The 15,683-nt window shown below is 63.4% G+C and carries 12 protein-coding genes; all 12 read left to right on the forward strand.

Going from position 1 to position 15,683, the window contains the following annotated elements; all coding sequences use genetic code 11:
- Positions 1-221 precede the first annotated feature (221 nt).
- The gene (locus CH286_RS17135; protein WP_032402586.1) at positions 222-1,049 is read left to right on the forward strand and encodes an ABC transporter ATP-binding protein; all 828 of its coding nucleotides are present in this window, start codon (positions 222-224) and stop codon (positions 1,047-1,049) included.
- Positions 1,046-2,089, forward strand: a complete 1,044-nt coding sequence (locus CH286_RS17140) for an ABC transporter permease (RefSeq protein WP_094609853.1) — start codon at positions 1,046-1,048, stop codon at positions 2,087-2,089. The genes CH286_RS17135 and CH286_RS17140 overlap by 4 nt, the downstream gene beginning before the upstream one ends.
- Entirely contained in the window at positions 2,089-2,973 is an 885-nt protein-coding gene (locus CH286_RS17145) for an ABC transporter permease (RefSeq protein WP_052077540.1), read from the forward strand. The genes CH286_RS17140 and CH286_RS17145 overlap by 1 nt, the downstream gene beginning before the upstream one ends.
- A gap of 134 nt (positions 2,974-3,107) precedes the next feature.
- On the forward strand, positions 3,108-4,763 hold the full coding sequence (locus CH286_RS17150) for an ABC transporter substrate-binding protein (RefSeq protein WP_141215858.1): 1,656 nt from the start codon (positions 3,108-3,110) through the stop codon (positions 4,761-4,763).
- 183 nt (positions 4,764-4,946) lie between these two features.
- Positions 4,947-6,254: an NtaA/DmoA family FMN-dependent monooxygenase gene (locus CH286_RS17155; protein WP_032402590.1), complete on the forward strand. Its 1,308-nt coding sequence runs from the start codon at positions 4,947-4,949 to the stop codon at positions 6,252-6,254.
- Positions 6,255-6,287: 33 nt separating this feature from the next.
- Positions 6,288-7,601, forward strand: a complete 1,314-nt coding sequence (locus CH286_RS17160) for an NtaA/DmoA family FMN-dependent monooxygenase (RefSeq protein ID WP_094609855.1) — start codon at positions 6,288-6,290, stop codon at positions 7,599-7,601.
- Positions 7,602-7,638: 37 nt separating this feature from the next.
- On the forward strand, positions 7,639-8,928 hold the full coding sequence (locus CH286_RS17165) for an NtaA/DmoA family FMN-dependent monooxygenase (RefSeq protein ID WP_032402592.1): 1,290 nt from the start codon (positions 7,639-7,641) through the stop codon (positions 8,926-8,928).
- Between the two features lie 83 nt (positions 8,929-9,011).
- Positions 9,012-10,448, forward strand: a complete 1,437-nt coding sequence (locus tag CH286_RS17170) for an MFS transporter (protein WP_141215859.1) — start codon at positions 9,012-9,014, stop codon at positions 10,446-10,448.
- Positions 10,445-11,734: an NtaA/DmoA family FMN-dependent monooxygenase gene (locus CH286_RS17175; RefSeq protein WP_032402593.1), complete on the forward strand. Its 1,290-nt coding sequence runs from the start codon at positions 10,445-10,447 to the stop codon at positions 11,732-11,734. Before CH286_RS17170 ends, CH286_RS17175 begins: the two co-directional genes overlap by 4 nt.
- Positions 11,734-13,173: an MFS transporter gene (locus CH286_RS28255; protein WP_094609857.1), complete on the forward strand. Its 1,440-nt coding sequence runs from the start codon at positions 11,734-11,736 to the stop codon at positions 13,171-13,173. The genes CH286_RS17175 and CH286_RS28255 overlap by 1 nt, the downstream gene beginning before the upstream one ends.
- Entirely contained in the window at positions 13,137-14,333 is a 1,197-nt protein-coding gene (locus tag CH286_RS17185; RefSeq protein WP_255182687.1) for an NtaA/DmoA family FMN-dependent monooxygenase, read from the forward strand. The genes CH286_RS28255 and CH286_RS17185 overlap by 37 nt, the downstream gene beginning before the upstream one ends.
- On the forward strand, positions 14,330-15,658 hold the full coding sequence (locus CH286_RS17190) for an NtaA/DmoA family FMN-dependent monooxygenase (RefSeq protein WP_094609859.1): 1,329 nt from the start codon (positions 14,330-14,332) through the stop codon (positions 15,656-15,658). Before CH286_RS17185 ends, CH286_RS17190 begins: the two co-directional genes overlap by 4 nt.
- The last annotated feature ends 25 nt before the right edge of the window (positions 15,659-15,683 follow it).

Raw genomic sequence — 15,683 nt, forward strand, 5'->3', positions numbered from 1 at the left:
CGAGCCGTTTGTAGGTTCCGATAACGCCGCTCGTCGCCGGCACGCAGGGTGGCCGAGACCTACGTCACTGCGGCGTTAATAAAGTTCCGGGGGCTCTGACCAGTGGATTCAGGCGGCGTAATACTTCAGTTACGCCGGAGGTCGTTTTCAGTAATGCGTGTCGAGAAAGCTGTGCGAACAAGCAGCAGATCTGCTGGAGACAACCGGCTTGGAGGATCTTGATGAGTGGCAATTCGCGCACTGCGTACGCCGAGATCGACGTCGAACACCTGGGCAAGAGTTTCGATCGCACGGGATCCAGCGCACCGGCCGTGAACGACATCGACATGACGATCACGTCGAGTTCGGCAATCGGAATCGTCGGTGAGTCGGGATCCGGCAAGTCGACGTTGGTTCGGATGATGTGCGGGCTGCTTTCACCCACGACGGGTTCGGTGCGCTACAACGGAGCCGAACTGAACGGGGTGCTGTCCTCGAAGTCAGGCAGGCGTCAATTCAGGTCGAAGGTGCAGTATGTCGCGCAGGACACGACATCGTCCTTCGATCCGCGCCGAACATTGCGTGATGCGGTGCGGCTACCTGCCGTCCGGCTTCTCGGTATGGACAACAAGGCCGCAGACGCACGAGTGGACGAGACATTGGAGTCACTCGAAATCCACCCCGCGATGGCGGACCGATATCCCTCGGAGGTCTCGGGAGGTCAACGGCAGCGTTTTTCGATTGCTCGGGCGTTGGTCGTTCGGCCCCGGATCTTGCTGTGCGACGAGGTGGTGTCCGCATTGGACGTCTCGGTTCAGGGCGCAATCCTGAACATGCTTCGTCGGTACTGCATCGAATCGGAATGCGGACTGGTCTTCGTCTCGCACGGGCTACCCGCCACGGCGTTCATCGCCCGCGACCTCGTCGTCATGCGGAACGGCATCATCGTCGAGCAGGGCAGCACCGACGATGTCGTCGAGCGACCACAGGACCCCTACACGGCGGAACTGCTCGACGCGTACCGCGGTGACGAAGCCGTCGAGCAACTCGCCGTGGCGGCTGCGCGATGAAGACAATTATCGGACGTCAACGGTGGTGGCTCGGCCGAGTGGCCGTCCTACCGCTGCACCTGTTGGTCTTCGCGGTCGCCGCGTTCTTCCTGGTACGTGCCATCCCGGGTGACCCTGCCCGCGAAGTGGTCGGTCCCGAAGCTACCGAGGCCGATTACCTGGCGACGAAGGCCGAGCTCGGTCTCGACGGCAGCCTCTTGTCTCAGTTGATGTCGTATCTGAGCGATCTACTGCATTTCGACCTCGGCAACGCGATCATGACCGGTAGGCCGGTGACGACCGATATCGCAGACCGTCTACCGGGCACGCTCGAACTCGCAGGAATCGCGTTCTTCTTTCTCCTGGCGATCACGTTGCTGCTCTCGGCGGTAGTCGTCGCCTGGCCCGGATCGGTTGTGGCGCGGGCTGTTCGCGGTTACGCCCAAGCCGCCGGTGCCGTTCCCGAATTTGTCGTCGGCGTGGTCGGAATCTTCCTGTTCTACGCCACGCTGCAGGTGGTTCCCGCCCCTACCGGCCGAGTGCGGGCCGGATTGACCGAACCCGAGCCGCTCACCTCGTTCCCGCTGCTCGACGCGATTCTTCGTGGAGACACCGTTGTGGTGTCCTCGATGATCTCGCACTTGCTGCTCCCGATTGCTGTGCTGGTGCTCTCGGTCACCCCGATTCTACTCAAACAGCTTCTGACAGCTCTCGATTCGAGCCTCGCCGCGCAACCGACGATGTTCAAGATCGCCACCGGTTCGGCCCGCAAGTACATCTATGCAAGTGCGTACCGTCGAGCATTGCCGCCGACCGTCGCGCTGTTCGGCATGGTCTTCGGCTCTCTTCTCGGCGGTGCGGTCATTCTCGAGACCCTGTTCGGACTCGGCGGCATGGGCCGATACGCCGTCGAGGCAGTCGCGGCGACGGATCTGATTGCGCTGCAGGGATTCCTGCTCGTCGTCGCCGCAATCTCGCTGGTCGTGTTCCTGTGTGTCGATCTCGTCAACATGTTGCTCGACCCTCGCCGCAAGCCGGGCCGAGCAGGAGGTGGTTCCTGATGGTTGCTCTGGTACCGAAGAAGGTCGAGTCCGATACTCGCAGTGCGAGGCGGCCGACTCGAAGGTCGGTCTCGGTCGGCACTGTCCTGCTCTTCGTTCCGCTGGCCGTGATTCTGCTGATCACCCTGATCGGACCGTGGATCGTCCCGTTCGATCCGACCAAGGTCGTCGGTGCACCCTCTCTGTCACCGGATTCCGAGTTTCTTCTCGGCACCGACTCCAACGGCCTCGACGTGTTCTCACGCACCATCGCCGGGGCCCGCATCGACGTGACGATCGCCCTCGCCGTCACGGTTGCCGCCACCGTGGCGGGAATTCTGATCGGACTCACCATCGGAATGAACGAGGCCGGACGCGGACTGGGCGGCTTGCTGGCTCGCGGCGCGGCGCGCTTCCTCGATCTGCTCGAAGCCGTTCCCACAGTGATCGTCGCCTTGGTTGTCGTGTCGTTCTTCGGAACGTCCTCGATCACCATGATTTTCACGCTCTCGATCATTCTCGCGCCGATTCAGGCCAGGCTCGTCCGTACCGAAGTACTGCGGGTGCGCGGCGACGCGTATCTCGATGCCGCCCGTCAGGCAGGATTGTCCGAGACGCAACTGGTGTTCCGACACGTATTGCCCAATTCGTCGGTTCCGGCGCTGCAGAACGCGTCGGTCGTGTTCGGCATGACGATCATTCTCACCGCAGCGCTCGGCTTTCTCGGTGTCGGTCTGCCGCCGCCTACCCCCGAATGGGGTTCGATGATCACCCGCGGTGCAGGCGACGCCGCCATCGGAAAGCTGTGGTCGGCAGGCGCTCCCGCGTTCGCACTGTGTCTGACCGTCGCCTCGGTGGCGATCGTCGGTCGCAGGTTGACCAAGGGCACCCGCCGCTCCCATTGACTGCGGCCATCTGCCACAACGGACAGTGCTGTCCGCGAAAACCTCTCTCGTACCTCATCTCCCGCGATCGAAGCCACTGGCTCGACCGGTGATTCCCTCTGCGCTCGTGCACCCAAGAAGGAGACCAACCCATCGTGAAATCCTCACATCGTCTTTCCATCGGACTCAGGTGGACGGTCCCGTTGCTCGTCGGTGCCCTCGCGTTGAGTGCCTGTTCGGACAGCGGAACCGAGTCCTCGGCGTCGACCCCCGGCGAAATCGTTGTGGTGACACCTGATCAGGCGTCGAATGTGGTGCGCGACTACGGCTACACCGCAGGCACCGACAATCAGGACGTCACCAACAACATGCATGCCCAGTTGATTCGTAAGCCGTACGTCGAGGAGGACGGCTCGGATGCATTGGTGCAGGACTACTACAACTTCGAGCCGTACCTGGCGGAGAGCTACGACGTCAGCCCCGACCAACTCGTCTACACCTTCTCCCTGAAGCAGGGCGTGATGAGCGAGCACGGTAACGAGCTCGACGCCGACGACGTGCTGTGGTCCTTCGAGCGCAAGTTCGCCACTCCGGGTGGCGGTATGGCCGGCTATTACAAGCCGATGTTGACCGACCCGGCGACCCAGATCAAGAAGGTCGACGACTACACCGTCAGCTTCACCGTGGAAAAGGCCGGCTACGGATTGACCCTGCTGGCCAACCTGGCCGAGAACATCGGGTCGATCTACGACAGCAACTACCTCATCGAGAACGCCACTCCCGAGGATCCGTACGCGGTGGCCTGGGGTGCCGAGGACATGATGCGCGGCAACTTCGGTTATGGCGCATACATGTTGGAGTCCGTCACTCCCGGCCAGGAGATCGTCATGACGGCGAACCCCAACTTCGTTCTCGGTGAGCCCGAGGTGAAGCGCATGATCCGACGCGTCGTGGCGGACCCCGCGACACGAGCGAACATGGTTACCCGCGGCGACGCGGATGTCGCCCTGGCGCTGCGCTCGTCGGACCAGGCCACGTTGGAGAGCAACGACGCCGTGACCGTCCCGACGACGACATCGAATCAGTACCTGTTGTTCTCGATGAACACCACCACCGCGCCGTTCGACGACGTGCGTGTCCGCCAGGCGATGGCCTACGCGATCCCGTACGACCAGATCATGTCCGACGTCTTCTTCGGCAGGGCCTACAAGTACAACCACGTACTCGACGACAAAGCGCCGAACTGGGACGGGAGCGATCTTCCCCAGTACGACAGCGACCCCGAGCGAGCCAAGTCGCTGCTGGCGGAGGCCGGCTTGACCGATGGTCTTGCGTTCACCCTCAGTGTCAACAATCAGCTTCCGGCGGCGCAGGACACGGCGATTCAGATCCAGTCGTTTGCGGCCGAAGCGGGCATCGACGTCACGATCGCGGAAGTGCCTGCAGCGCAGCTCAATGCCGACACCTTGGCCGGAAAGGTCCAGGCCAGCCTCAGTATCGGTGCATCGGTGACGATGACTCCGCCGTACTCGCTGCAGTTGCTCACGCAGCCGGGTGGTGGCTCCAACATCGCGCTGTGGAACGACCCCGAGTTTCTCGCGATGGTGGATCAAGGACTCGATGCCGGTGATGCACTGAGCCCCGAGGCCGGGGTGTTCTGGAATCAGGCAGAGCTGCGCATGACCGAGCAGGCGCCCTACATCTTCATCGCCAGGGTGCGGCCGTCGGTGGCGCTCGAGGCCGGCATCGGCGGGTTCGTACAGCGCACCGATTTCCGGATCGACTACTCCAATCTGACGCTCGGTTCGTAGAGCGCACTCCCGCAGGCAGTTCGGTCGGTGGTCATATCGGGCTTCCCGGCCGAACTGCGTGCGGAAACGCCCGTGATTCGCGGCGAAATCCGACGGCTACCGAGAACGTGGCCGGGCGAAACATCCGCGCGGTGTAGTTGACCTACACCGAGGAAGAACGACCAGCGAGGAACGAATGTGACCATGACAGACAACAGATTTCATCTCGGTTGGTTCGGCAGCTTCGTACCGACGTCCTGGAACACCGCGTTCGAGGGTTCCGACAGTGGGGACTGGTTGAACGGAGATTTCTACGTCGACTTCGCCAAGACCCTCGAGCGCGCATGCTTCGACTTCCTGCTCCTCGAGGATTCGTCGATGGTGTCCGATACCTACGGTGGCAGCTCGGAAGCGACCCTGAAGACCGGCGGGTGGGCACCGAAAGGTGATCCGATGGCATTGGCTCCCTTGCTCACCCGGGCCACCAGTCATCTCGGTATCGCCCTGACCGCATCGACGTCTTTCTATCCGCCCTATCTTCTGGCACGCTCGATCTCCTCGCTCGATCACCTCTCATCGGGTCGTATCGGGTGGAACGTGGTGACGTCCAGCGAAGATCGCGCGGCACAGAACTTCGGCATGGACGCGCTCCCTCCGCACGACGAGCGCTACGTGCGCGCCGACGAGTACGTGGAGCTGGTCGAGAAGCTGTGGGACTCGTGGGATGCCGACGCTGTGGTGATGGATCGCGAGACGTCCACCTACGTCGACCACACCAAGGTTCACACCATCGACTTCCAGGGCAAGTACTACTCCTCGCGCGGGCCGCTCAACACGCTGCCGTCACCGCAGGGGCGACCGGTCATCACGCAGGCGGGCGGTTCACCGGCAGGCCGTGACTTCGCGGCCAAGCACGCCGACATGATCATGGCGCTGCCCAAAGGTGTTGCCGCGATGAAGGAGTACCGGTCCGACATCAGGCGCCGGATGGCGCTGCACGGCCGCGATCCCGATTCGGCAAAGGTGATGTACGTGGTCTCGCCCATCCTCGGTGAGACCCACGAGGATGCGCTCGCGCGCAAGGAACGCAAAGCGGAGGCGGTACGCGCCAATCCTGCGGGCGTGCTCGTCGGCTGGTCGGCGAGCATGGAGATCGACTTCTCCACGTTCGATCTCGACAAGCCGATGCCCGAGGACGTACACACCAACGGACATCAGTCCACGTTGGAGAACTTCCGCAACTGGGCCGACGGCCGCACGCTCCGCGAGGCCTGCGTTGCGTACCGAACCGAATCGATGGAGCTGGTCGGTACACCAGATGCTGTTGCCGCGCAGATGGGCGACGCCATGGCCGAGGTCGGCGGGGATGGGTTCCTGATCTGGAGCCAGCCGCACAACCGACGGTACATCGGTGAGATCGCCGACGGACTCGTGCCCGCTCTGCAGAGTCGTGGCCTGATGCGCACCGAGTACAGCAGCGATCATCTGCGCGACAACCTGCTCGAATTCTGACCCTTTCACTCGTTTCGTATCTGGAGAAAAACTATGACTGCCAACAAATTTCACCTCGGATGGTTCCTCGGAGCCGGCTTCGGCGTCCAGTCCTGGAACCAGCCGTGGTCGGGTACCGGTGCGACCGACTGGATGATGCCCGATCAGTACGTGGACCTGGCGCACTCGCTTGAGCGGGCGTGTTTCGACTTCCTCATCATGGAGGATTCGGTGCAGGTCTCGGACACCTACAAGGGTTCGATGGAGTACTACCTGGCAACGGCATCCGCGGCACCGAAACACGATCCTGCCGTCCTCGCCGGAATTCTGTCCTACACGACCAAGCACCTCGGCATCGTTCCGACCCTGACCACCACCTTCTACCACCCGTACACCGTGGCGCGTCTGATGTCGACGCTCGACCATATCGCCGAGGGGCGAATCGGCTGGAACATCGTCACCGGCAGCAACACTCGCGCCGCGCAGAACTACGGATTCGACATGCCCGAGCACGATCTCCGCTACGACATCGCCGACGAGTTCGTCGAGCTCGCCTGCAAACTGTGGGACTCGTGGGAAGACGGAGCGGTGCACGCGGACACCTCGGCGGGCGGCATCTACGCCGACCACGAGAAAGTCAACCGAATCGATTTCGAGGGCAAGTTCTTCAAGTCGAGGGGACCGTTGAACACCATACCCAGCCCGCAACGTCGGCCGGTGTTTCTGCAGGCAGGTGGCTCGGACAAAGGCAAGGAGTTCGCCGCCAAGCATGCCGACGCCATCATCTCCAATCCTCATGGGACCGAGAAGATGCGACGCTACCGCGAGGACATCCGCCAGGGTGCCGTCGAGGCCGGTCGCAACCCCGACGACGTCAAGGTGATGTACCTGATCTCCCCGATCCTCGGTGAGACGACGGCCGAGGCCAAGGCCAAGCAGAAGCGTCGGGCAGATGCAGCGTCGAGCAACATCGACGGTCTCCTCGCCGGACGTTCGCACCTGTCCGGTATCGATCTGAGCCAGTTCGACCTCGACGCGCCGTTGCCGGCCGATCTCGAAAGCAACGGGCACCGCAGCAGTTTCGCCGAGTTCAAGGGCGACGGCACGCAGACCCTACGCGAGCGCATCACCGGCCACAGCGCCATCGACACCCTGGAATTCGTGGGTACTCCCGACGACGTCGCAGACATGATGGACGGCGTCATGCAGGAGGTGGGCGGCGACGGCTTCCTCATCGCGGGAGCTCCGATGAACCGGCGCTACGTCGCCGAGATCACCGACGGGTTGGTGCCCGCGCTCAAGCGTCGAGGCCTGACCCGAACGTCCTACGAGCACAACCACTTCCGCGAGAATCTTCGCGCATTCTGATCGACCGACCGTAGGTTTCGAAACAAGAGGAGAAGACATGTTCCACCTTGGTTGGTTCTTGAGCTGGCAGGTGCAGTCGTGGAATCAGATGTGGTCGGGTGAGGGCGGAACCGAATGGAACCATCCCGAGCTGTACATCGACATGACGCGATCGCTCGAACGGGCCGGATTCGACTACATCATGTTCGAGGACGGCTCGTTCGTCCCGGACTCGTTCGGTGGTTCCTCGGAGTGGTGGCTGGCCAATGCACGGTCGGTCCCCAAGCAGGACCCGAACTCGTTGCTGCCCATCCTGAGTCAGCACACCGAGCGTCTCGGCCTCATCGCCACGATGACGACGTCATTCCATCCGCCGTACATGGCGGCCCGCACGGCAGCCACGCTCGACCACCTCAGCAACGGGCGCGCCGGGGTCAACCTCGTGACCTCGCACAATGTTCGGACGGCACAGAACTTCGGCTACGAGGAAATGTTCGAGCACGACCACCGGTACGAGATGGCCGACGAGTGGATCGACCTGGTCAAGCAACTGTGGTCCTCGTGGGAGCCGGATGCGGTTCGGCTCGACCGAGAAGCGGGCGTCTTCGCGGACTTCGCGAAGGTCCACAACATCGATTTCAAGGGCAAGTACCACTCGTCCCGCGGGCCGATCAACACCACTCCGACGCCGCAGGGCCGACCGGTGATCTGCCAGGCCGGCGGTTCGCCTGCAGGCCGCGGCTTCGCAGCCAAACACGCCGAAACCATTCTGGCTCAGGTCGAGAGCGTCGAGGCCATGAAGACGTACCGCGACGACGTCCGTGCCCGCATGATCGTGGAGGGTCGGGACCCGGATTCGTGCAAGATCATGTTCATCGTCAGCCCGGTACTCGGTGAGACCGACCAAGAAGCGCAGGACAAGAACGAGCGGATCCTCGACGGCTTCCGCAACAACATCGACGTCAATCTGGCCTCGATGTCCTACGCCAGTGGTATCGACTTCTCGAAGTTCGATCTGGACGCGCCGATTCCCACCGTCGAGACCAATGCGGGCCGGGGAACGATGGCCCTGATCGGTGCCAACACCTCGGGGATGACACTGCGGGAGGCGGCGAGTTCGGACATCAGGAAGTCCGTCCAACTGATCGGCACAGCCGACGCGGTGGCGGAGCAGATGGGCGATATCGCGGCCGAGGTCGGCGGTGACGGCTTCCTCATCGCGGGAAGCGTGAACCGGCGATACATCAGCGAGATAACAGACGGTCTGGCACCCGAACTGCGTAAGCGTGGACTGATTCGTGACGGATATGCGCACGAGTTGTTCCGCGACAACCTGATGGACTTCTGATCGTCGCTGCAGGGGTCGGCCCGTCGACGCAGGTGCGACCCGACTCGTATCCCTGGCGCGTGCTGTCGGTCACCGGACTCGGGATGAGCATCACGTTCGTATCGGTCTCGATGCTCCCCGTCGCGCTCCCGGAAATGAGCGCGGGACTCGGAGCCTCTGCAGCGCAAACCGATTGGTTCATGCTCGCCTACCTTCTCACCACAGCAGTGTTCATTCTGGTGCTCGGTAAACTCGCCGATCTCGTAGGCCGACGCCCGGTCTACCTCGCCGGCTTGGCCTGTCTGACCGTCAGCGCCGCGGTTATTGCGATGGCGAGTGACCCGGATGTCGTGATCGCGTTGCGGGTGGTGCAGGGTATCGGCGCTGCGGCGGTGATCACCAACACCACCGCGCTTCTCGTCGACGCGTTCGAGCCGCACAAGCTCTCGATCGGTATCGGCTGGAACATCACCATCATGTCGCTCGCCGTCTCCATCGGCCCGCTGCTCGGCGGCGTGCTGACCGAAACAGTCGGATGGCGTGGAGTATTCGGAATCGTCGTTCCCCTCGGTGTCGTCGGAACAGTGTGGGCCTGGCTCACTCTGCGCCGGACTCCGCGGCCGAAGGCCGGGGCACCCCTGGACTACGCCGGCGCAGTGGGATCGATGGTCATCCTCGGCGGCCTGGTCTACGGGGTGAATCGAGGGGGCAGTGACGGTTTCGGCGCGTGGCAGTCGGTGGCACCGCTCGCGTGCGTTGTGGTCGCGGTGCCGCTGTTCTGGTGGTGGGAGAAGCGAGCCGCAGATCCGATCGTGGATCCGAAGCTACTGATGGACAGATTCCGGGGGAGTGCCTACACCGCATCGTTTCTGGTGACGATGGCTGAAGGCGCGGTGGCGGTGACCATGTCGCTGTACCTGCAGAGTGTCCGGGGCTCGAGTCCTATCGACGCCGGATTGCAGATCACCGCGCTTGCCGTCGGTACCACGGTGATGTCGCCGATCGCGGGCACACTGGCCACCCGGGTATCGACTAGGACGTTGACGACGGTGTCCACGCTTGGCACCGCAGCAGTGCTGTCGGTACTCGCCCTGCATATCGCCGGGCCGGCCCAGGGCGTTCCCATCGTCGTGCTGCTGTTCGCCCTCGGTCTCAGTGGCGGGATCTTCAAGACAGCCAATGCCGCCGCGATCAACGTGGGGGTGGCACCGAACCGTTCGGGAATGGCGAACGGTCTTCGGGTGTCCCTCGACAACACTGCAGTCACCCTCAGCACGGCGCTCGCCCTGGTGCTCGCCGTGTCTGCACTGCCGCCTGCGCTGCGCGAGTTGGTGTACTCCGGCGACAGCGACATGTTGACTGCGGCCGAATCGGATCCTCTGACAACGGGATTCGTGATCGCCGTCGCCGCGATGGCTGTCGCAGCGCTGCTCGCAAGCGTGGCGTCGGGCCTGCGCGGAATCCATCCGAAAGAACCCGCCGAGCTGTCTCGGCTGCACAGAAGTGATCTACCCACATCGAGAGCAAGGAGCACGGCATGACCAAATTTCATCTGGGGTGGTTCACCAACTTCTCCAACCCGCCGTGGAACACCACCTGGGCAGGCGACGAAGGCAGGACGTGGGCCAACGGCGAATTGCACGTCGACTTCGCTCGGTCACTGGAACGAGCCTGCTTCGACTACATCATGCTCGAGGACTCCTCGATGGTCTCCGACGCCTTCGAGCAGACGTCGAGGGTGGACCTGAAGTACGGCCTGTATGCGCCGAAACACGATCCGGTGACGCTGGTTCCGATGCTGACGGCGTCGACGAAGCACATCGGCATCATCGCGACGTGTTCGACGTCCTTCTACCCGCCGTGGCTGCTTGCGCGCCGGTTCTCCACCCTCGATCACCTCAGCGGCGGGCGGGTCGGTTGGAATGTCGTGACGTCCAGCGAGGACCGTGCCGCGCAGAACTACGGCATGGACAAGCTGGCCGAGCACGACCAACGGTACGAGCGCGCCGACGAGTTCGTCGATCTCGTCAAGCAGTTGTGGGCGTCGTGGGAGGAGGACGCAATGGTCCTCGACCGGGACACCGGCACGTACGTCGATCACACGAAGGTCCACGTCACGAACTTTCGCGGCAAGTACCACGCATCTCGCGGACCGCTGAATCTGCCGCGGTCACCGCAGGGCGAGCCGGTGATCTGCCAGGCCGGCGGATCGCCGCGGGGTCGCGAATTCGCCGCCCGCAACGCGGAAACCATCCTCAGCGCAGCCAAGGACCCGGTCGCGATGAAGGCATTCCGCGACGACATCAGGATGCGGATGGAGAAGGCCGGTCGCGACCCCGACAGCTGCAAGATCATGTTCATCACGCAGCCGGTATTGGCCGACACCGAATCCGATGCCCGCGCCAAAGTGGAACGGATGTCCGCCGACGTCGATTCGCGCATCGAGTCGGCGCTCGGCCACATCTCGGCGCTGACCGAGATCGACCTGTCGACGTACGAGCTGGACGAGGAGTTCCCCGAGCTCTCCACCAACGGGCACCGGACGACCCTCGGTGACTTCCTGTCCTACGGAAACACGCCCCGCACAGCGGCATTGGGTTGGACCATGAAGAACGTGCACTACGTCGGCACCCCTGACTCCGTTGCCGAGCAGATGGGCGAGACGATGGACTTCGTCGGGGGTGACGGATTCCTGATCACCGGCAACATAGGTCGACGCTACGTCGGCGAGATCACCGAAGGCCTCGTCCCTGCGCTGCAGCGACGTGGACTCGTCCGCACCGAATACGAGCACGACATGTTTCGTGAGAATCTCATGTCCTTCTGATGCGGTTGCTGCGCAGAGATTCGGTGGTACCGGGGCCGGTGTACGCGTTGGCGTTCGTCAACGTGTGCATCGGTCTCGGCTACGGCGTTGTGGCTCCCGTCATTCCGGTCTTCGCCCGGGATTTCGGGGTGTCCGATCTGGCGGCGTCCTCGGTGGTGAGCATCTACGCCTTCACCCGAGTGTTGTCGTCGTTCGGCGCATCTCGTCTGTTGATGCGGTTCGACGAACGCACGATCCTCACCTCGGGGCTGCTGCTGGCGGCCACCTCGTCGCTGGCGGCAGCATTCGCTCCGACGTTTCTCTCACTGTTGTTGCTCCGGGCCGCCGGCGGCGTTGGAACTGCGATGTTCACCGTGGCCGGGCAGCAGTTGCTCTTCCGCTACAGCACCCCGGAAACCGGCGGCAGAACTGCGTCCGTCTTCCAGTCCGGCTTCCTCATCGGCGGGGTACTGGGCCCGGTCATCGGCGGTGCGGTCGCTCTGGTCTCGCTTCGGGCTCCGTTCCTCACGCACGCACTGACGCTGATCGTCGGGGTCGCCGTCGTATGGTTCGCGTTCCGATCGAGTGACAGAAAGGACGCCGCGAACGGTGTCGTGCACGATACGACAACACGACCGGAGATGATGACGCTGCGAAGTGCGCTCGGCCACCGCGGATTCCGGGCGTCCATCGCGTCGAACTTCGCCAACGGCTGGGTCGGCAACGGGGTGAGGTTCACTCTCATCCCACTGTTCGTCGCGACGGTGATCGGTGGCAGCCCCTTCGTCTCGGGTCTGGTTCTCGTCGTCGGAGCCGTGGTGCAGATCGTTGTCGTCAAACCTGCAGGCAAACTCGTCGACAGCTGGGGTCGACGGCCCATGCTGGCCTTCGGGTCCGGTCTGATCCTGCTCGGGCTCGTCGTTCTCGCCCTCGTTCCCACATTGCCGATCCTGGTGCTGACGATGGTGTTGTGGGGAGTGGGCGGCACGTGCGCCATGGTCGCAAGCGCCGCGACCGTCGGCGACGTGCTGGCGGGACGCGGCGGCAGTCCCATTGCCGTGTACCAGGTCACGTTCGATGTCGGCACCATGCTCGGCCCGCTCGTCGCCGGCGCTGTCGTCGCTCAGGCGTCCTACTCACTCGCCTTCACCGCCTGTATCCCCGTCGCGGCATTGGCCGTCCTACTGGCACTTCGACCCTGGCGGACCGTCGCGGTGTCGACCCCCGAATCGAAGGTGGTCGTCACCGAGGAGTCCGCCGTCCCTACCCCGACCATTCACGACCACCACTTTGGAAAAGAGGACCGATGTCACAACCGTTCACTCTCGGTTGGTTCACCAACTACCTCGTACCCGACTGGACCGGACCCTTCGCCGGAACCGGTGGAACAGACTGGGCCGACGGCACTTTCGCTGTCGACGTCGTGCGCGCGCTCGAGCGAGCGGGAATCGACTTCGTGATGCTGGAGGATTCGACGGCGCTGACCGATATCTACGGCGGCACGTTCGAGTCCGAACTCAAGTGGACACCGCGAGCGCCGAAGCACGACCCGATGGCGCTGGCCTCACGACTGGCGTACGAGACCGACAGAATCGGCATCGTCGTCACCGCGTCCACGAGTTTCTACCCACCGTTCCTGCTCACTCGGCTGCTCTCGACCCTCGACCATCTCAGTCGCGGACGGATGGGGTGGAACATCGTCACTTCGACCGGGGACCGAGCGGCACAGAACTTCGGCAAGGACACGCTGCCGACCCACGATGCCAGGTACGAGATCGCCGAGGAGTTCGTCGACGTCGCGAACCAGCTCTGGGCGTCCTGGGACGCCGATGCCGCATCCCCGATCGCTCCCGGCCTCGAGTCCTACGTGGACCACACCAAGGTCAGGACCATCGATCATGTCGGAGCGCACTTCTCGGTCCGGGGCCCGCTCAACACCTTGCCGAGTCCGCAGGGCAAGCCGGTGCTGTGCCAGGCGGGAGCGTCGAAGTCCGGTATCGATCTCGCGGCACGAGTCGCCGATCTCGTTGTCGCTGCGCCGAAGGGGCGAGACGCGATGCGCGAGTACCGAAACACGGTGCGGGCCCGTGCCGCGGAATTCGGACGCGACCCCGACGACATCAAGGTTCTCTACATGGTGACGCCGATTCTGGGGGAGACCGAGGAAGATGCGAATCGCAAGGCCGAGCGCTACTACGAGGCGACCGATGCGGCCATCGCACGCCGGCTGATCATGCTGTCCGGAGACATCGACTTCTCTGTGCTCGACGTGGACAAGCCGATTCCGGACGATCTGAAGACCGAGGGGAGCACCAGCATTCTGGACAACCTGCGGAAATGGGCGAACGGCAGATCGATTCGCGAGACCGTGGCCACCGAACGGACGGAATCCTTGCGACTGGTCGGCACGCCGGCCAGTGTGGCGGACGACATGGAAAGCGTCATCGACGAGGTAGGCGGGGACGGCTTCCTGTTCTTCGGGGGTGGCGGCGGGGTGCTCAACCGTCGGTACGTCGATGACGTGTGCGACGGGCTGATGCCCGAACTCGCACGACGGGGCGTCGCAGGCACCGGGTACCGCGGTGGCAATCTTCGTGAGCACCTGGCAGGTGTGCGATGAGTACACCGCGCATGCATCTGGGCTGGTTCACCAGCTTTCGTCCACCGGTGTGGAGCTCGCACTGGACCGGATCCGATTCCGACTCCTGGGCGGACGGGCGTTTTCACGTCGAGATGGCTCAGGCGCTCGAGCGTGCAGGATTCGACTATCTGATGCTCGAGGACTCGTCCATGGTGTCCGACATCTACGGCGGCACCACGGAGTTCGATCTGGCGAAGGCGCAGTACGCGCCCAAGCACGATCCGGTCGCACTGGTGCCGATGTTGGCCGCGGCAACATCGAGGCTCGGGATCGTAACCACGATGTCCACCAGTTTCTACCCGCCGTACCTGCTGGCACGGGTGGTGTCGACTCTCGATCACATGTCCCACGGACGGGTCGGGTGGAACGTGGTGACGTCGAGCGAGGACCGCGCCGCACAGAACTTCGGCATGGGCGCACTGCCGCCACACGACGAACGGTACGAGCGCGCCGAGGAGTTCGTCGAGGCTGTCGATGCGCTCTGGAAGTCGTGGGAACCCGACGCGCTGGTGATGGACAAGGCGTCGAACACCTACGTCGATCACACCAAGGTGCACGACGCGAATTACGTCGGCAAGTTCCACCGCACGCGCGGTCCGCTCAACACGCTGCCGATGCCCCAGGGCAGGCCGGTGATCTGCCAGGCCGGGGGATCTCCGCGCGGACGCGCATTCGCCGCTCGCAATGCCGACACCATCATCTGCCAGGCTCAGGGCATCGAAGCGATGAAGGCCTATCGCGACAATGTTCGAGCCATGGCGTCGGACGCCGGTCGCGATCCCGATTCGATCAAGATTCTCTACATCGTGTCCCCGGTGCTGGGTGAGACCGACAGCGAAGCTCGCGAACTGGATGCGCGCTCCCGCGAGGCCACCGATGGACGTGTGCACGCCGCCTTGGCGCATATTTCCGCGGTGACCGGAAACGATCTGTCGACGATGGACATCGATGCCCCGCCGCCGGATCTGACGACCAACGGGCACCGCACGACGCTCGCGGACTTTCTCGCGGGCTCGGGTAGCAGCAAGTTCAACGAGGACGGAACTCCGAAGACGTTGCGCCAGTTGGCTGCCACCTGGTCGATCACCTCGGTTCCGCTGGTGGGTACTCCCGATACCGTGGCAGAGCAGATGGAGGACGTCATCGATGCTGTCGGTGGTGACGGCTTCCTCATGACCGGTCGGCTCGGGCGTCGGTATTACACCGAGGTGACCGACGGGCTGGTGCCTGCATTGCGTCGCCGCGGATTGGTGCGAGACACGTATGCGCACAAACAGTTCCGCGATAATCTTCTGGACTTCTGACTGATCGACACCAGGGGGTCGGTAT

Source organism: Rhodococcus sp. WWJCD1 (assembly GCF_002258735.1).
Lineage (GTDB): Bacteria > Actinomycetota > Actinomycetes > Mycobacteriales > Mycobacteriaceae > Rhodococcoides.